Below are 14,777 nucleotides of genomic sequence, written 5' to 3'. Positions count from 1 at the left end.
CCGGTACCCCTCGGTCCTCCCGCGGGGCTCGATCGGACCCATTCTCCACGACGCGGCCTTAGCGTTGGCTGTTCCGCCCGTCAGCGGCAGGATCCCGGAGCTGGTGACACTCACGGGGGGAGCACTAACTGATCGATTCGGATTGGGACGGGCTGGCCGGACGGCCTTCAGTCGTTGAGGAGTTGAAGGACTTGGGCGAACTCGCCGGTATCGATCAGACCGGCGAGGACCTGGGTCATGTTGCTGATGCCGCGTCACGGACGATGAGCCCATCCGCGCACCAGAAGTAGCGGCCTGCGAGGGCTTCCCCGCTGGTGGCCCATCGGCTCATGCGGATCTCGACCTGAGCCAGGGTGATGATGGTCGCGCTCCACCGGGAGCCGTCCTTGAGATCCACGAAGACATCGACGTTGTCGACGGCCTCCACGTCCTTGCCGGAATTCGGCAGGAACGCGGCCTCGAACTGCTCGGTGTGGACGCGGTACCAGGGTTTGTCCCAGCTGCCCGATGTTGTGCTGGCGCTCATCGGGAGAGTGTGCCGGGCCCATCCGCCCTCCTCAACTGCTTTGTTCTGGCACGCTTCCGGTGTGAACAGCGATCTTGTGCCCAACGACCTATGGGAGCGGATAGCCCCGCTAATCCCGGCCCAGCCGCTGCGGCGGCACCGGTTTCCTGGACGCAAGCCAGTCGACGACCGGACTGCGCTGGCCGGGATCGTGTATGTCCTGCGCAAGGGCGTGTCCTAGGCAGACGTCCCGGCCGAACGGATCGGCTGCTCGGTGACGTCCCACCAGGTGGTGTAGCGGATCAAGGCGCCGGAATCTGCAGGTCATCGCCGCATCGGTGCGGCTCGGGCCGCGCATGGCGCTGACGGCAGGTCAGCCGCTGCGCCCCCGGAAGCCGTGTCCCGCGGGGTGGCCGCCGCGCGGCTTACTGGAACGAATCGAGCAAGGTCGCTTACACCACGAAGCGGGACACGACCGGCTGCTCTGGGGTCACCTGCTAGCGGCGACTACGAGACTGGACGGAGGCGGGGGTATGGCCCCGCCTCCACGAGGCCCTGCTCGTCGAGCTGCGACATGCCAGCCTGCTGAATATGAACGACTGCGCGATCGACGGCTCACACGTCAGGGCCCTCAAAGGAGGGGGTTCACATCGGGCCTTCACCAGTCGACCGCAGCCGCTCGGACAGCAAGCACCATGAGATTGTCGACCGCCACGGCACCCCGCTCGCCGTCTCGCTGGCCGGCGGCAACCGGCACCACGCCACCCAGCTCATCCCGCTCTTGGATGCGATTCCGCGTATCCGGGGCCTGCGAGGCCGTCCCCGCCACAGGCCGAAGTGCCTGTACGCCGACCCAGGCTACGACTTCCGCAAGTACCGCCGACTTGTGTGGCTCGCGGTATCGTCCTGAAGATCGCCCAGCGCGGCGCCCCGCACGGCTCCGGCCTGGGCAAGACCCACTGGGTCATAGAACGCATGTCCGCGTGGCTGCACCAGTTCAAACGCCTACGCATCCGCTACGAGATACGCGCCGACCTACGCCACGGACTCCTCCAACTCGCCTGCGCCATCATCTGCTTGAGGCGGCTACGGGGCGCATTCTAAAACGATCAGTAAGTCGATGCCCTCCGCGACGGCGGACTTTCCACCCATGAGTGCGCGCCCTCCGGCACGCCTACGCCTCCGTACTCCTGGACGCGGGGGAGAGCATCAAGGCGCTCTCCGAATACCTCGGTCACTCGGACCCGGGCTTCACGTTGCGGACGTACACGCATCTGCTGCCGTCCAGCGAGACCCGCACTCGCAAGGCGATCGACGACGCCTTCACGGAACCCGAGGCGGAAGACAACGGCGACGACCCGCCCGCCGACCAGGGCACATCAGTGCCCCCGCCAAAACCCATGTGCCCTCAATGTGCCCTGGCCGCCTGACGGCCCCTCCAGGGACATGAAAAAGGCGAGGCCCGAAGACCCCGCCCGAATCCCACGAAACTGCAGCTCACGGCCACACCAGGCAATAAGGCTGATGCCCCGCCTCATGCAACCGATGGCTGAAGTCCTGCCACTCGTGCAGCAGTTGGTACACATTGAACGCATCCCGAGGCCCGCCCCGGTCCGGCACCGTCGACCAGATGAACGCCGCCGCGCCCACCGCCTCCTCGCCGATTCCGCGCAGGGGATCGACGACCGTCATCGGGAGTTTGACGACGGCGTAGTCGGGGTGGAGGACCACCAGTTCCAGCGGGGGCACCTTGTTGAGCGGGACGCCCTCGATGCCGGTGAGGACCATCGCGGCCATCGTCTCCGGCTTGATCTTGGTGAACATGCCGTTCATCCCGAGTTCGTCGCCGCCGAGTTCCTCGGGGCGCATCGAGATCGGGACGCGGGCCGCGGTCGCGCCGTCGGGCGCACCGAAGTATTTGTACGTCACCCCCACCCGACCACCATTCCTGCTCCCCGCCCGCAACTGATCGATCCGACGTTCGATACGTCGCTCATCGCGATCCGACTCACCCGAACCCGAACCTGAAGACGAGCCCGAGCCCGAGCCCGAGGACGAACCAGAACCTGCGCCCGCGCTCGAACCTGTACCCGAACCCCCACCCGTCCCCGAACCCAAGCCGGATCCAGGCCCGCCCCGCCGTGCCTCGGCGGCTTCCTCCTCGTCGCGCCGGTGCTTCCCCCGCCGGGCACGCCGAGGACCCAGGTCGTCGGTCCCCTCGCCCAGTCCGCCACCGCGATGCATATCTCCACCCGACTGCTTTTCTAGGACGCGTGGCCCCAGCCGCGCAACCCGATCATCGTGTCAGTGACCTCCCCCACGGCCGCCCGCCGAAACGTGCGCTGAAACACCTGTCCGCAGGATCTGCGCAAGCCCTGAACACCGGCGCCCGCATGAGCTGTGTGTATCTGTGTGTATCACCTCCCAGTCTCGCAGATGGGTGGGGGCCCGTGCCCGGGGTCCCGCCGCCTACCCTGAGGAGGTACTGAGGTCCCGGAGTCCGAGAAGTCGGAGAAGTCGCAGGTCATGAGCCAAACGCCCAGCGAAACGCCCAGCGGAACGCCACGTGCGTTGCCCAGCGCACTGCCCTATCCCTACGAAGCGCCCGTCTCGCAGGCTCTTTTCGACCGTGCGTCGGTCGTCACGCCGGGCGGTGTGAACTCCCCGGTGCGCGCCTTCCGCGCCGTGGGCGGCACGCCCCGGTTCATGGTCTCCGGCGACGGCCCCTATCTGACGGATGCGGATGGGCGTGAGTACGTCGACCTCGTGTGCTCCTGGGGTCCGATGATCCTCGGGCACTCCCAGCCCGACGTGATCGCCGCCGTCCAGGACGCCGTCTCGCGCGGGACCTCCTTCGGCACCCCCGGCGAGGGCGAGGTCGCGCTCGCCGAGGAGATCGTCGCCCGGGTCGAGCCCGTGCAGCAGGTGCGGCTCGTCAGCAGCGGGACCGAGGCGACCATGTCCGCGATCCGGCTCGCCCGCGGGTTCACCGGCCGGCCCAAGGTCATCAAGTTCGCCGGGTGTTACCACGGTCACGTCGATGCCCTTCTTGCCGCCGCGGGCAGTGGTGTCGCCACCTTCGCGCTGCCCGACACCCCCGGCGTCACCGGCGCCCAGGCCGCCGACACGATCGTCCTGCCGTACAACGATCTCGAAGCCGTGAACGAGGCCTTCCACCGGCATCCCGGTGAGATCGCGTGCGTGATTACCGAGGCTTCGCCCGGGAACATGGGCGTCGTGCCGCCTGCCCCCGGGTTCAACCAGGGGCTCAAGGACGCCTGCGCGAAGAACGGTGCCCTCTTCATCTCCGACGAGGTCATGACCGGCTTCCGGACCAGCAGGGCCGGGTGGTTCGGGATCGACGGGGTCGTCCCCGATCTCATGACCTTCGGGAAGGTCATGGGCGGCGGCTTCCCCGCCGCCGCGTTCGGCGGGCGCGCCGACATCATGGCGCACCTCGCTCCCGCCGGGCCCGTCTACCAGGCCGGCACCCTCTCCGGGAACCCCGTCGCCACCGCCGCCGGCCTCGCTCAGCTGCGACTCCTCGACGACGCGGCCTACGCCACGATCGACGCCGTATCCGCGCAGATCCAGGCGCTCGTCACCGAGGCGCTCACCAAGGAAGGTGTCGCGCACCGGCTGCAGAACGCCTCCAACATGTTCTCCGTGTTCTTCACCGACCGCAGCGTGCGCAACTACGAGGACGCCAAGGCGCAGGAGTCGTACCGCTTCACCGCCTTCTTCCACTCGATGCTGGCGAGCGGGGTCTATCTGCCTCCCTCGTCCTTCGAGTCCTGGTTCGTGTCCACGGCCCACGACGAACGGGCCATCCAGCGGATCGCCGACGCCCTCCCGGCGGCGGCCCGAGCGGCGGCGGAGGCCACGGCAGCATGAGCGAGAACCCCACGGGCAACCCCACCGGCAACACCACCGGCAACACCAGCGACATCACCGTCGTGCACGTGATGCGGCACGGCGAAGTCGCCAACCCCGAAGGGGTGTTGTACGGCCGTCTGCCCGGCTACCACCTCTCCGAGCTGGGGCGGCGGATGGCCGACCGGGTCGCCGAGCACCTCTCCGCCCGCGATGTCACGCACGTCGTCGCCTCCCCGCTGGAGCGGGCGCAGGAGACCGCCACGCCGATCGCCAAGGCGCACGGGCTCGACCTCGCCACCGACGGGCGGCTCATCGAGGCCGACAACGTCTTCCAGGGCAAGACCTTCGGCGTCGGCGACGGGGCGCTGAAGAAGCCGGGGAACTGGAAGTACCTCGTCAACCCGTTCAAGCCGTCCTGGGGCGAGCCCTACGTCGACCAGGTCGTCCGCATGACGGCCGCGCTGGACGCCGCCAAGGACGCCGCGCGCGGGCACGAGGCGGTGCTGGTCAGCCATCAGCTGCCGATCTGGATCGTGCGGTCCTACGTCGAGCGGCGGCGGCTGTGGCACGACCCGCGGAAGCGGCAGTGCACCCTCGCGTCCCTGACGTCCTTCACCTACCGCGGCGACAAGATCGTGTCCGTCGGCTACACCGAGCCGGCCCGCGATCTCGTCCCGGCCCATCTCCTCGCCGGCGCCAAGCCCGTCAAGGGCAAGGACAAGGCGTTCGGCGCCTGACCGACAACGCCTGACCGCTCGTCGAAGTAAGCGTCACGGACAGTCTTGTGACATTTGTTTCGGAACCCACATGGTTCCCGGCGAACTTTCCCGCCCGTCGCGTCCTCTCACAGGTAGACCACAGAGGACGCGACGGATGGGGAAGCAATGCGGAGTCTCACGCGACGGGGAGCGCTCGGTGTCGGTGCGGGCGCCGCGGCGGCCGTAGGACTCGCGGGGTGCGGCACCCTCGGTTCGGACGGGTCCGGCTCCTCCCGCGGTTCGGGGAAGGGGCACTCCGGCGGTCCCACCAAGTCCATGGAGCCCCGGGCCAAGCCCATCGGCGACGGCTCGACGTCGTTCACCGGCGCGCAGCCCAAGCAGCCCGCCAAGCCCGTGCCGTTGGAGGCAGGGCAGACCCCGCCGCAGTTCGTGATCTTCTCCTGGGACGGCGCGGGCGAGGTCGGCAACGGACTGTTCCCGCGCTTCCTCGACCTCGCCAAGCAGCACGGCGCGAGCATGACCTTCTTCCTCTCCGGCCTCTACCTGCTGCCCGAGTCGAAGAAGCGCCAGTACAACCCGCCGAACAACCCGCGCGGCGCCTCCGACATCGGCTACCTCACCGACGAGCACGTCAAGGCCACGCTCACCAACGTCCGGCGCGCGTGGCTGGAGGGCCACGAGATAGGCACCCACTTCAACGGCCACTTCTGCTCCGGCTACGGCACGGTCGCCCACTGGACGCCCCAGCAGTGGCGCAGCGAGATCGACCAGGCCAAGTCCTTCGTCAAGGAGTGGCGCACCAACACCGGCTGGCACGACCTGCCGTCGCTGCCCTTCGACTACGACAAGGAGCTCGTCGGCGGCCGTACGCCCTGCCTGCTGGGCCAGGACAACCTGCTGCCCACCGCCCGTTCCCTCGGCTGGCGCTACGACGCCTCCTCGCCCGGCGGCCGTCAGGTCTGGCCCGTGAAGCGGAACGGCGTGTGGGACTACCCGCTCCAGGCGGTCCCCTTCCCCGGGCACAGCTTCGAAGTCCTCTCGATGGACTACAACATGCTGGCCAACCAGTCGGTCAACACCACCAAAGCGCCCGCCTACAACTACCCGGGCTGGCGTACCCAGGCCGCGCAGGCCTACATCTCCGGGTTCCAGCGCGCGTACGAGTCGAACCGGGCCCCCTTCTTCATCGGCAACCACTTCGAGCACTGGAACGGCGGCATCTACATGGACGCCGTGGAGAAGGCGTTCAAGCACATAGCCCAGGAGAAGGAGAAGGGCGCCGACGTACGGCTCGTCTCCTTCCGGCAGTTCACCGACTGGATCGATGTGCAGAAGCCCGAGGTGCTCGCCAAGCTGCGCACGCTCGACGTCGGACAGGCGCCGTCGGGCGGCTGGAAGTCGTTCCTCGCCGCGAGCCCCACCGCTTCCTCGACCGCCACCGGACAGTCCGGCTGAAATGCGGGTTTCCGCCCGCCGGGCGCCCTTGAGGGGGGCGCGCAAGATCCTCAGAACGGGCATGCGAAACTTTTCACATGAGTGCCGCCCGTCGCGCCCGTAGCCGCGCCGTCCTGTCGACCGCCGGCGTTGCCGCCGCCGCGTTGGTGCTGTCCGCGTGCAGTTCCGGAGGCACCTCCGGAGGCTCCGGCAACACGAACTTCATCACCGGCTCCGACGGCATCGCCACCGTCAAGAAGGGCGACCGCCAGGCCGCCCCCGACCTGTCCGGCAAGACCATCGACGGCAGGACGTTCAACACCGCCGACTACAAGGGCAAGGTCGTCGTCGTCAACGTGTGGGGCTCCTGGTGCTCCCCGTGCCGCGCCGAGGCGGACAACCTCGTCCAGGTCGCCAAGGCCACCGCGGCCAAGGGCGTCCAGTTCGTCGGCCTCAACACCCGCGACACCAGCACCGAACCGGCCGTAGCCTTCGAGAAGAAGTACGCCGTCCCCTACCCCAGCCTGTACGACCCGACGGGCAAGCTGATGCTCCGGTTCAAGAAGGGCACCCTCAACCCGCAGGCCATCCCCTCCACGATCGTCATCGACCGGGACGGGAAGATCGCGGCGCGCGCGCTCCAGGCACTCAGCGAGGACACGCTGCGCGAGATGCTCGACCCGGTCATCGCGGAGAAGTGAGCTGACGTGCTGCTGCTCGCCGCCGCCGCCCTGCCGGGCCAGAACCAGACGGTCTTCAGCGGGACCCTGCTGCTCGCCCTGCCGATCGCCGTGCTCGGCGGGCTCGTCTCCTTCTTCTCCCCCTGCGTCCTGCCGCTAGTCCCCGGCTACCTCTCCTACGTCACCGGTGTCAGCGGTACCGACCTGGGCGACGCCCGGCGCGGCCGGATGGTCGCGGGTGCCTCCCTCTTCGTCCTCGGCTTCACCGCCGTGTTCGTCTCCGGCGGCGCGCTGTTCGGCTTCTTCGGGCAGACCTTGCAGGAGAACAAGGACGTCCTGTCCAAGACGCTGGGTGTGCTCATGATCGTCATGGGCGTGCTCTTCATGGGGCTGATGCCCTGGCTGACCCAGCGTGAGTTCCGGTTCCACAAGCGGCCGACGACCGGGTTGATAGGGGCTCCGCTGCTCGGCGCGCTGTTCGGCATCGGCTGGACCCCCTGCATCGGACCGACCCTCGCCTCGGTGCAGGCCCTCTCGATGAATCAGGCCAGTGCCGGTCGCGGCGCCATACTGACCGTCGCGTACTGTCTCGGCCTGGGTGTCCCCTTCGTCCTCACCGCGGTCGCCTTCCGCAAGGCCCTCGGTGCCTTCGGCTGGGTCAAGCGCCACTACGTCTGGGTGATGCGCGTCGGCGGCACCATGATGATCGTGACCGGCGTGCTGCTGCTCACCGGCGCGTGGGACGCGCTGGTGCAGGACATGCAGAGCTGGTCCGACGGCTTCACTGTAGGGATCTGATCGATGAGCAAGACGTCCGCGGAAGCGCCCGAGAACCCGGCAGGCGAGGACCAGGACCTCGGCGCCGCCGGCTCCCAGCTCTCCACCGCCCCCGTCGAGACGGCCATGCCCGGCTCCTTCGGCGGCAACCGCGCCCCCGGCCTCACCGGCTGGCTCGCCTGGACCGGTCGTGAAGTGCTCGGCTGGGCGCGCTGGATGTGGCGGCAGCTGACCTCGATGCGGGTCGCGCTGATGCTGCTGTTCCTGCTGTCGCTCGGCGCGGTCCCCGGCTCGCTCATCCCGCAGTCCGGCACCGACGCGCTGAAGGTGTCCGAGTTCCAGGACGCGCACAAGACGCTCGGGCCGATCTACGAGAAGCTCGGCCTCTTCCACGTCTACGGCTCGGCCTGGTTCGGCGCGATCTACGTCCTGCTGTTCGTCTCCCTCATCGGCTGCATCATCCCGCGCACCTGGCAGTTCGTCGGCCAGCTCCGCGGCCGGCCGCCGGGCGCGCCCAAGCGGCTCAACAGGCTTCCTGCGTACGCCACTTGGCGCACCGCCGCCGAGCCCGAGCAGGTGCGCGAGGTCGCCCTCACGGTCCTCAAGAAGCGCCGCTTCCGCGCCCACATCGCCGGGGACGCCGTCGCCGCCGAGAAGGGCTATCTGCGCGAGACCGGCAACCTGCTCTTCCACCTCGCGCTGATCGTGATGCTGATCGCCTTCGCGTGGGGCCAGCTCTTCAAGTCCGAGGGCGACAAGCTGATCGTCGAGGGCGACGGCTTCTCCAACACCCTCACCCAGTACGACGACTTCAAGTCCGGCAACCTCTTCAGCGACGACGACCTCGTGCCGTTCAGCTTCAACCTGAAGAAGTTCACCGGCACCTACGAGCGCACCGGCCCCAACCGCGGCACCCCCCGCACCTACCAGGCCGACATCACGTACAGCATCGGCGCCTACGGCAAGGCGGAGAAGCACACCATCAAGGTCAACGAGCCGCTGGAGATCGGCGACTCGAAGGTCTACCTCGTCAGCCACGGCTACGCCCCCGTCGTCACCGTCCGGGACGGCAAGGGCAACGTGGTCTTCCACCAGGCCGTGCCGATGCTGCCGATCGACTCCAACGTCACCTCGCAGGGCGCGATCAAGGTCCTCGACGGCTACAGGAACACCCAGGGCGTCGCCGAACAGCTCGGTTTCGCCGCCCTGTTCGTGCCGACGTACGCCAAGGGCAGCGGCACGATGTTCTCCCAGTACCCCGGGCTCGACTATCCGGTCCTCAACGTGACCGGCTACCACGGCGACCTCGGCGTCAACTCGGGCATCCCGCAGAACGTGTACCAGCTGGTGACCAAGAACCTGAAGCAGTTCAAGGACTCCAAGGGCAAGATCCTCAAGGCGCAGCTGCGGCCCGGCGAGACGATGACGCTGCCGAACGGCGCCGGGTCGATCACCTTCGACAAGCAGATCAAGGAGTGGGCGGGCTTCCAGGTCGTCCAGCAGCCCGGCACCACCTGGGCACTGGCCGGCGCGCTCACCGCGATCCTCGGTCTGGCCGGCTCCCTGTTCATCCAGCGCCGCCGCGTCTGGGTGCGTGCCGCGCGCGGTGCCGACGGCGTGACCGTCGTCGAAATGGCCGGGCTCGGCCGCAGCGAGTCCGCGAAACTCCCCGAGGAACTCGGCGACCTGGCCGCGTTCGTGCACGACAGGGCCCCGACGAAGACCGCCGACGATGCACCGAACACCCCCGACTCCGACGGCTCCCCCGTCGAACCGCCCGTACCCGCCGAAGGGGCTGAGCAGCAGTGATGAACCTCGCCGCCGCCACCAACGAACACCTCGCCAACATCAGCAACACGCTGATCTACTCCTCGATGGCCGTCTACACCCTGGCCTTCCTGGCGTACATCGCCGAATGGACCTTCGGCAGCCGCAGCAAGATCGGCCGTACGGCCGCCGCGCTGACCGGTGCCACCGCCAAGAAGGCCGCCGCGCCCGCCGTCACCGTGCAGAACGCGGGCGGCACCACCGTGCTGGAGCGGCCGAAGGTCGTCGTCCGGGCCGCGTCCGGCTCGCGCGACGTGCCGGACGGTCCCGGCGCGCACGGCGGGGACGAACAGGGCGACCTGTACGGCCGTATCGCCGTGTCCCTCACGGTGCTCGCGTTCCTCGTCGAGCTGAGCGGCGTCCTCGCCCGCGCGGCCTCGGTGGAGCGGGCGCCCTGGGGCAACATGTACGAGTTCAACATCACCTTCTCCACGGTCGCCGTCGGCGTGTACCTCACGCTGCTGCTGCTCAGGAAGAACGTGCGCTGGCTCGGCCTGTTCCTGGTCACGACGGTCCTCCTCGACCTCGGTATCGCCGTCACCGTCCTGTACACCGCCAGCGACCAGCTGGTCCCGGCCCTGCACTCGTACTGGCTGTACATCCACGTCTCCACCGCGATCATCTGCGGCGCGGTCTTCTACGTGGGCGCGGTGGGCACGCTCCTCTACCTCTTCAAGGACTCGTACGAGAGCAAGCTCGCGGGTGGCGGCAAGCCCGGCGCCTTCGCCACCTCCGTGATGGAGCGGCTGCCCGCCTCGGCGAACCTCGACAAGTTCTCCTACCGTGTGAACGCGGCCGTCTTCCCGCTGTGGACGTTCACGATCATCGCGGGCTCGATCTGGGCCGAGTCGGCCTGGGGCCGCTACTGGGGCTGGGACCCGAAGGAGACCTGGGCGTTCATCACGTGGGTCGCCTACGCCTGCTACCTGCACGCCCGCGCCACGGCCGGCTGGAAGGGCCGCAAGGCCGCCTACCTGGCCCTGATCGCCTTCGGCTGCTGGATCTTCAACTACTACGGCGTCAACATCTTCGTCGGCGGCAAGCACTCCTACGCCGGCGTCTGAGGTCCCTTGAGGACACGGTCTCCTACGCCGGAGGCAGGCACTCCTTCCCCGGAGGCCTGTCCTCCGGCCAGGCGATCTTTGAGTGACGGGCTCAGTCGACGGTGATCGAGTCCAGCTTCTCCCGCAGATAGACATGCGAGTCGACGGCCTCGTACGCCACCCGCCCGACCGGCGCGGGCACGGACTCCACCAGCGTGCCCGGGGTGCACTCCCCGAAGTAGACCAGCGACATCAGCTCCTCGGCCGGTGAGTCGGCGGGCGGCGGCAGCACCCGGTGCCGTCCCGACCGCCAGCGGTCCCCGGTCCAACGGGCCATCAGATCACCGATGTTGATGGTGAACGCCTCCGGATCGAACGGCGCGTCCTCCCAGCCCCCCTCATCGGTGAAGACCTGCAGTCCCCCCTTCCCGGCCTGCCGGTCGAGGATGGTCACCGTCCCGAAGTCGGTGTGCGGCCCGATCCGGAACTGCCCCGGCTCCGGCTCCCCGACGACCTCCACGCCCGGATACCAGTTGATGTTGAACCCGTACGTCGGATGGTCCATGTGCCGCGAGAAGAAGTCGGGTTCGAGCCCCAGCGCCACCCCGAGCAGCGACAGCAACTGCTTCTCCAGCTCGCCCATCCGGTCGAGGTACTCCTCGCAGAGCTCCTGGAGCCCGGGGATCTCCGTCGGCCAGACATTGGGCGCGTACCACTCCGCGTTGATCACCGGGTCCTCGAAGGGCCGGTGCGTGGCGAAGGTCAGCGACTCCTTCAGATCGGGCGGGGTCTCGGTCCCCTCCGAGTACCCGTTGGCCTCGGCGCCGGGCCCGAGCCACCCGCGCCCGCCGACCTTGGCGGAGTAGGGCTCTTTCACCTCGACGCGGAGCGCGAAGAAGGCGCGCGCGGCCTCCCGGATGCGGGCCCGCAGCGCCGGATCGACCCCATGCCCGGTCACGAGCAGAAACCCGGCCGTCTGAAGGGCGTCGTCGACGGTACGGGCGATGTCCTTGCGCGTCTGCTCGTCCCCGGAGAGCCAGGGCCGGAGATCGATGGTCGGGATGCGGGGTGTGGTCTGGGGCTCAGTCACCGATGTCCTCGTTCCAGAGTGCCGGGTTGTCCTTGATGAAGTCGCGCATCAGCGAGATGCACTCGGGATCGTCGAGGACGACGATCTCCACACCGTGCTCGGCGAGCCAGTCGTGCCCGCCGTGGAAGGTGGCGGCCTCGCCGACGACCACCCGCGAGATCCCGAACTGCCGCACCAGCCCGGAGCAGTACCAGCACGGCGAGAGGGTCGTGACCATGGTCGTCCCGCGATACGACCGCTGCCGTCCCGCCGCCCGGAAGGCGGCCGTCTCCGCGTGCATCGAGGGGTCGTCGTCCTGGACGCGCCGGTTGTGGCCGCGCCCCAGCAGGGTGCCGTCGGCGCCGTAGAGCGCGGCGCCGATCGGGATGCCGCCCTCGCCGAGTCCCGCGCGGGCCTCCGCGACGGCGGTGGCGAGCCAGGCGCTCGCCTGGGCCTGATCCAAAGGCTTCATGTCTTCACTCTCCAGTGGCCGAAACACGAGGGCAACGTGCGGAAAGTACTCTCCCCGCAACCCTTAGCCGGACGAACTGTCAGCGCCCCTGGAGGTTCCCGTGCCCGCACTCACCCTCCGTGAGGTCCTGGCCCTCGACCCGGTCCGTGCCACCGAGCCCGAGCTCCTGGCCGGAGAGACCGCTCTGGACCGCCCCGTCCGCTGGGTCCACTCCAGCGAGGTCTACGAGGGCGCGAACTTCCTCGACGGCGGCGAACTCCTCCTCACCAACGGCTTCGGCCTCACCGACACGGACGCCGAGATCCGCCGCCGCTATGTCCGCGAACTGGCGGCGCGGGGTGCCTCCGGCCTGGCGGTCGAGATCGGCCGTTCCCTCCCCACGATGCCGCCGGAGGTCACGGACGAGGCCCGCCGCCTGGGCCTCCCCCTCCTGGCCCTCCACCGGGTGGTCCCCTTCGTCCGCATCACCGAGGCCGCCAACCGGGCGATCGTGGCCCGCGGCCTGTCCGGCCGTTCCGTCGTACGCCCCTGGGGCGACGACCACACGGCAGCCCTCCTTGCCGACCTCGCCGACCGGGCCGCGCTGAACCAGCCGGAGGTCGAGGCGCGGTCGGCACTGGCCGGCTTCCACCCCGGACCGGGCGCCCGCCTGATCGGCGTCTCGGTGCACGGCGCACGGGAGGTGACGGCCGTGGACAGGGCGGTACGCCTCCTGGGCGGGGCGAGCGTGCTGCGGGCGGCGTTCCCCGGCGACGTACTGGCACTGCTGGCACTCCCCGCCTCCGTCTCCGGCGACCCGATCCGCGCCGTGCAGGAGGCCTTCCGTACGGCCGCCGACCCCGGCCTGACCGTCGCGGTCGGGCACGCGGTCGACACCGGCAGCGGCTGGCTGCGCTGGAGCGACACCTTGCGGGCGGCCCGTACGACCCTGGAACTCGCCCTGACCGTCCCGGCCGCCGAACCCGCCGTACCGGAGGGCCCGTTGGTGACGTCGGCGCGAGCACTTTCCCTGGAGCGGGAGCTGACGCGGGGCGGCATCGACGCGAACCGGGACCGCCTGGCAAGGCTGGTGCAGCACGCGCTGGGCCCACTCCTGACCTGGGAGGCGGCCCACCCGAGCGACCTGGTACGCACGCTCGAAGTCCATCTACGGCACGGCTGCTCGCCGACGCGGACGGCGGCCCTGCTGCACATCGGCCGCCAGTCGCTCTACCAGCGTCTGGAACGCATCGAGTCGTTGCTCGGTCTGGAGATCGACGACCCTGATCTGCTGGGGGAGTTGCTGGCGGCGGTGTGCGCGCATCGGGTGGTGCGGGGGATGGGGGCGGCTCAGGTACGGGGGCTGCGGACGGTGGCGTGAGGTGGGTCAGCGCAGGGTGACGTGGCTGGGCCCGTTGAAGGGGGCGTAGCAGGTCACTGTGGGCGGGGTGCGCAGAATGCCGTCCGTGGTGAACAGTTCGCGTACGCCGTCGAAGGAGACCTGACCACTGACGACGGGGGCGACACGGTCGTAGAACAGCCGTGACGACTCCGGCAGGGGTTCACCCGGCTTGCCCTCGTCCTCGCTCCACATGTCCCAGAGCAGGGTCTCGACCTTGTTCAGGGCGGCGAGGTCGAGGCGAATGCTGCCTCCTCGGGCGGGTGGAGCCCGAAGGTCTCAGCGTCTTCTCCGCCCGCGTCTTCTCCGCCCGTACGGATGGCCTGCCAGGCCTCGCCGGCGACGAGGAAGCGGTCGCGGGGTACGTCCATCGGGTCGAAGTCGATGTTCCACTGCTCCGTGATGACGGGATCGGTGAGCTGGGAGTCGGCGAGGAGCCAGCCGCGGTCCTCGTGCCAGTACTCGGTGACGACGTGATCGCTGTGGAATCCGTCGGAACCGAAGTAGTCGACGAAGCCGCAGCGGGTGCGGGCCGGGATGCCCAGGTGCCGCAGGAACGAGCAGTGCAGCAACGCGAAGTCCCGGCACACTCCGACGAACCGGTCACGGGGTGTGCGCCGCCGGGTGAGTGGGGTGGGTGTGGTCGTAGAAGCCGGCTTCCAGGCGGTGGATGAGCAAGTCGCGTGTGACGCGGGCGAGTTGGGTGGGGTCGCGTGGGAGGTCGGTGTAGAGATGGGCGAGGGCGCCGGGGTCGGAGTACGTGCTGTGAGTGGCGTAGAAGGCACGGGAGTTGAGGGGCATGACACCCGACCGTGTCAAAATTCGCCCTAGATTGTCCTAGTTCGAGGGTGTTTCCGTTCGAGTTCGCGACGATGTTGCTGTTGGGCCACTCGCTTCTTTGCCAGTGTCGGGCTTCCGCGTCCCGAGTAAAGGGCGCTCCCTGCGGTCGCGTCGCCTGCGGCGATGCCCCTTCGGGTCACCCTTGACTCGGGCCGCT

Annotated in this window: 14 protein-coding genes and 4 pseudogenes; 11 read left to right on the top strand and 7 right to left on the bottom strand. The window is 69.0% G+C overall.

The features are described from left to right. Positions 1 to 167: 167 nt before the first annotated feature. Positions 168 to 526, bottom strand: a pseudogene (locus ACIQBL_RS46150) (hypothetical protein). A gap of 40 nt (positions 527 to 566) precedes the next feature. Between ACIQBL_RS46150 and ACIQBL_RS46145 the strand changes: the two are divergent. The 3 pseudogenes from ACIQBL_RS46145 to ACIQBL_RS46135 form a co-directional block, all read left to right on the top strand. Further along, positions 567 to 790 (top strand): annotated as a pseudogene (locus tag ACIQBL_RS46145) (transposase); the annotation flags it as partial. 189 nt (positions 791 to 979) lie between these two features. Then, positions 980 to 1,609, top strand: a pseudogene (locus ACIQBL_RS46140) (IS5 family transposase); the annotation flags it as partial. A 50-nt stretch (positions 1,610 to 1,659) separates the two neighbouring features. After that, a pseudogene (locus ACIQBL_RS46135) lies at positions 1,660 to 1,935 on the top strand (site-specific integrase); the annotation flags it as partial. Positions 1,936 to 2,002: 67 nt separating this feature from the next. Here the strand turns inward: ACIQBL_RS46135 and ACIQBL_RS46130 are convergent. Beyond that, positions 2,003 to 2,440: a hypothetical protein gene (locus tag ACIQBL_RS46130; protein ID WP_019061278.1), complete on the bottom strand. Its 438-nt coding sequence runs from the start codon at positions 2,438 to 2,440 to the stop codon at positions 2,003 to 2,005. Positions 2,441 to 3,031: 591 nt separating this feature from the next. Here ACIQBL_RS46130 and hemL point away from each other — a divergent pair. The 7 genes from hemL (at position 3,032) to ccsB (ending at position 10,882) form a co-directional block, all read left to right on the top strand. Then, on the top strand, positions 3,032 to 4,399 hold the full coding sequence (gene hemL / locus ACIQBL_RS46125) for a glutamate-1-semialdehyde 2,1-aminomutase (RefSeq protein ID WP_401954550.1): 1,368 nt from the start codon (positions 3,032 to 3,034) through the stop codon (positions 4,397 to 4,399). Further along, positions 4,396 to 5,118: a histidine phosphatase family protein gene (locus tag ACIQBL_RS46120; RefSeq protein WP_401954547.1), complete on the top strand. Its 723-nt coding sequence runs from the start codon at positions 4,396 to 4,398 to the stop codon at positions 5,116 to 5,118. The genes hemL and ACIQBL_RS46120 overlap by 4 nt, the downstream gene beginning before the upstream one ends. Positions 5,119 to 5,265: 147 nt before the next feature. Next, positions 5,266 to 6,555: a hypothetical protein gene (locus tag ACIQBL_RS46115; protein WP_401954544.1), complete on the top strand. Its 1,290-nt coding sequence runs from the start codon at positions 5,266 to 5,268 to the stop codon at positions 6,553 to 6,555. Positions 6,556 to 6,632: 77 nt separating this feature from the next. After that, positions 6,633 to 7,235, top strand: coding sequence for a TlpA family protein disulfide reductase (locus ACIQBL_RS46110; RefSeq protein ID WP_401954541.1), 603 nt, complete (start codon positions 6,633 to 6,635; stop codon positions 7,233 to 7,235). Between the two features lie 9 nt (positions 7,236 to 7,244). Further along, positions 7,245 to 8,012: a cytochrome c biogenesis CcdA family protein gene (locus tag ACIQBL_RS46105; protein ID WP_401954805.1), complete on the top strand. Its 768-nt coding sequence runs from the start codon at positions 7,245 to 7,247 to the stop codon at positions 8,010 to 8,012. A 3-nt stretch (positions 8,013 to 8,015) separates the two neighbouring features. Continuing rightward, positions 8,016 to 9,800 carry a cytochrome c biogenesis protein ResB gene (locus ACIQBL_RS46100; RefSeq protein ID WP_401954538.1) on the top strand — a complete coding sequence of 595 codons (1,785 nt, stop codon included), beginning with the start codon at positions 8,016 to 8,018 and terminating at the stop codon, positions 9,798 to 9,800. Continuing rightward, positions 9,800 to 10,882 (top strand): c-type cytochrome biogenesis protein CcsB, encoded by a 1,083-nt coding sequence (gene ccsB, locus ACIQBL_RS46095; protein ID WP_401954535.1) that lies wholly within the window; start codon positions 9,800 to 9,802, stop codon positions 10,880 to 10,882. Before ACIQBL_RS46100 ends, ccsB begins: the two co-directional genes overlap by 1 nt. Before the next feature lie 91 nt (positions 10,883 to 10,973). Here ccsB and ACIQBL_RS46090 read toward each other — a convergent pair whose 3' ends face one another. Beyond that, a complete protein-coding gene (locus ACIQBL_RS46090) occupies positions 10,974 to 11,951 on the bottom strand; it encodes an isopenicillin N synthase family dioxygenase (RefSeq protein ID WP_401954533.1) in 978 nt (325 codons plus the stop codon). Then, on the bottom strand, positions 11,944 to 12,402 hold the full coding sequence (locus ACIQBL_RS46085) for a nucleoside deaminase (RefSeq protein WP_401954530.1): 459 nt from the start codon (positions 12,400 to 12,402) through the stop codon (positions 11,944 to 11,946). The genes ACIQBL_RS46090 and ACIQBL_RS46085 overlap by 8 nt, the downstream gene beginning before the upstream one ends. 100 nt (positions 12,403 to 12,502) lie before the next feature. On the opposite strand from ACIQBL_RS46085, the gene ACIQBL_RS46080 reads away from it, so the two are divergent. Further along, the gene (locus ACIQBL_RS46080) at positions 12,503 to 13,762 is read left to right on the top strand and encodes a PucR family transcriptional regulator (protein ID WP_401954528.1); all 1,260 of its coding nucleotides are present in this window, start codon (positions 12,503 to 12,505) and stop codon (positions 13,760 to 13,762) included. 6 nt (positions 13,763 to 13,768) lie between these two features. Here the strand turns inward: ACIQBL_RS46080 and ACIQBL_RS46075 are convergent, their stop codons facing one another. The 3 genes from ACIQBL_RS46075 to ACIQBL_RS46065 are packed head-to-tail and all read right to left on the bottom strand — an operon-like array spanning position 13,769 to position 14,581. After that, the gene (locus tag ACIQBL_RS46075; RefSeq protein ID WP_401954525.1) at positions 13,769 to 13,975 is read right to left on the bottom strand and encodes a hypothetical protein; all 207 of its coding nucleotides are present in this window, start codon (positions 13,973 to 13,975) and stop codon (positions 13,769 to 13,771) included. 26 nt (positions 13,976 to 14,001) lie between these two features. Further along, on the bottom strand, positions 14,002 to 14,370 hold the full coding sequence (locus ACIQBL_RS46070; protein ID WP_401954523.1) for a transglutaminase-like domain-containing protein: 369 nt from the start codon (positions 14,368 to 14,370) through the stop codon (positions 14,002 to 14,004). A 13-nt stretch (positions 14,371 to 14,383) separates the two neighbouring features. After that, positions 14,384 to 14,581, bottom strand: a complete 198-nt coding sequence (locus ACIQBL_RS46065) for a hypothetical protein (protein ID WP_401954521.1) — start codon at positions 14,579 to 14,581, stop codon at positions 14,384 to 14,386. Positions 14,582 to 14,777 lie beyond the last annotated feature (196 nt).

Origin of the sequence: Streptomyces sp. NPDC088350, from assembly GCF_044753545.1 — a bacterium.
Lineage (GTDB): Bacteria > Actinomycetota > Actinomycetes > Streptomycetales > Streptomycetaceae > Streptomyces.
This window is presented reverse-complemented; position numbering and strand designations above follow the sequence as displayed.

Bases quoted from the DNA above. Each gene is read 5' to 3' on its own strand.
- ACIQBL_RS46110 (WP_401954541.1), top strand. From the start codon at position 6,633: ATGAGTGCCGCCCGTCGCGCCCGTAGCCGCGCCGTCCTGTCGACCGCC.
- ACIQBL_RS46075 (WP_401954525.1), bottom strand. From the start codon at position 13,975: ATGTGGAGCGAGGACGAGGGCAAGCCGGGTGAACCCCTGCCGGAGTCG.
- ACIQBL_RS46115 (WP_401954544.1), top strand. From the start codon at position 5,266: ATGCGGAGTCTCACGCGACGGGGAGCGCTCGGTGTCGGTGCGGGCGCC.
- ACIQBL_RS46065 (WP_401954521.1), bottom strand. From the start codon at position 14,581: ATGCCCCTCAACTCCCGTGCCTTCTACGCCACTCACAGCACGTACTCC.
- ACIQBL_RS46100 (WP_401954538.1), top strand. From the start codon at position 8,016: ATGAGCAAGACGTCCGCGGAAGCGCCCGAGAACCCGGCAGGCGAGGAC.
- ACIQBL_RS46120 (WP_401954547.1), top strand. From the start codon at position 4,396: ATGAGCGAGAACCCCACGGGCAACCCCACCGGCAACACCACCGGCAAC.
- ccsB (WP_401954535.1), top strand. From the start codon at position 9,800: ATGAACCTCGCCGCCGCCACCAACGAACACCTCGCCAACATCAGCAAC.
- hemL (WP_401954550.1), top strand. From the start codon at position 3,032: ATGAGCCAAACGCCCAGCGAAACGCCCAGCGGAACGCCACGTGCGTTG.
- ACIQBL_RS46085 (WP_401954530.1), bottom strand. From the start codon at position 12,402: ATGAAGCCTTTGGATCAGGCCCAGGCGAGCGCCTGGCTCGCCACCGCC.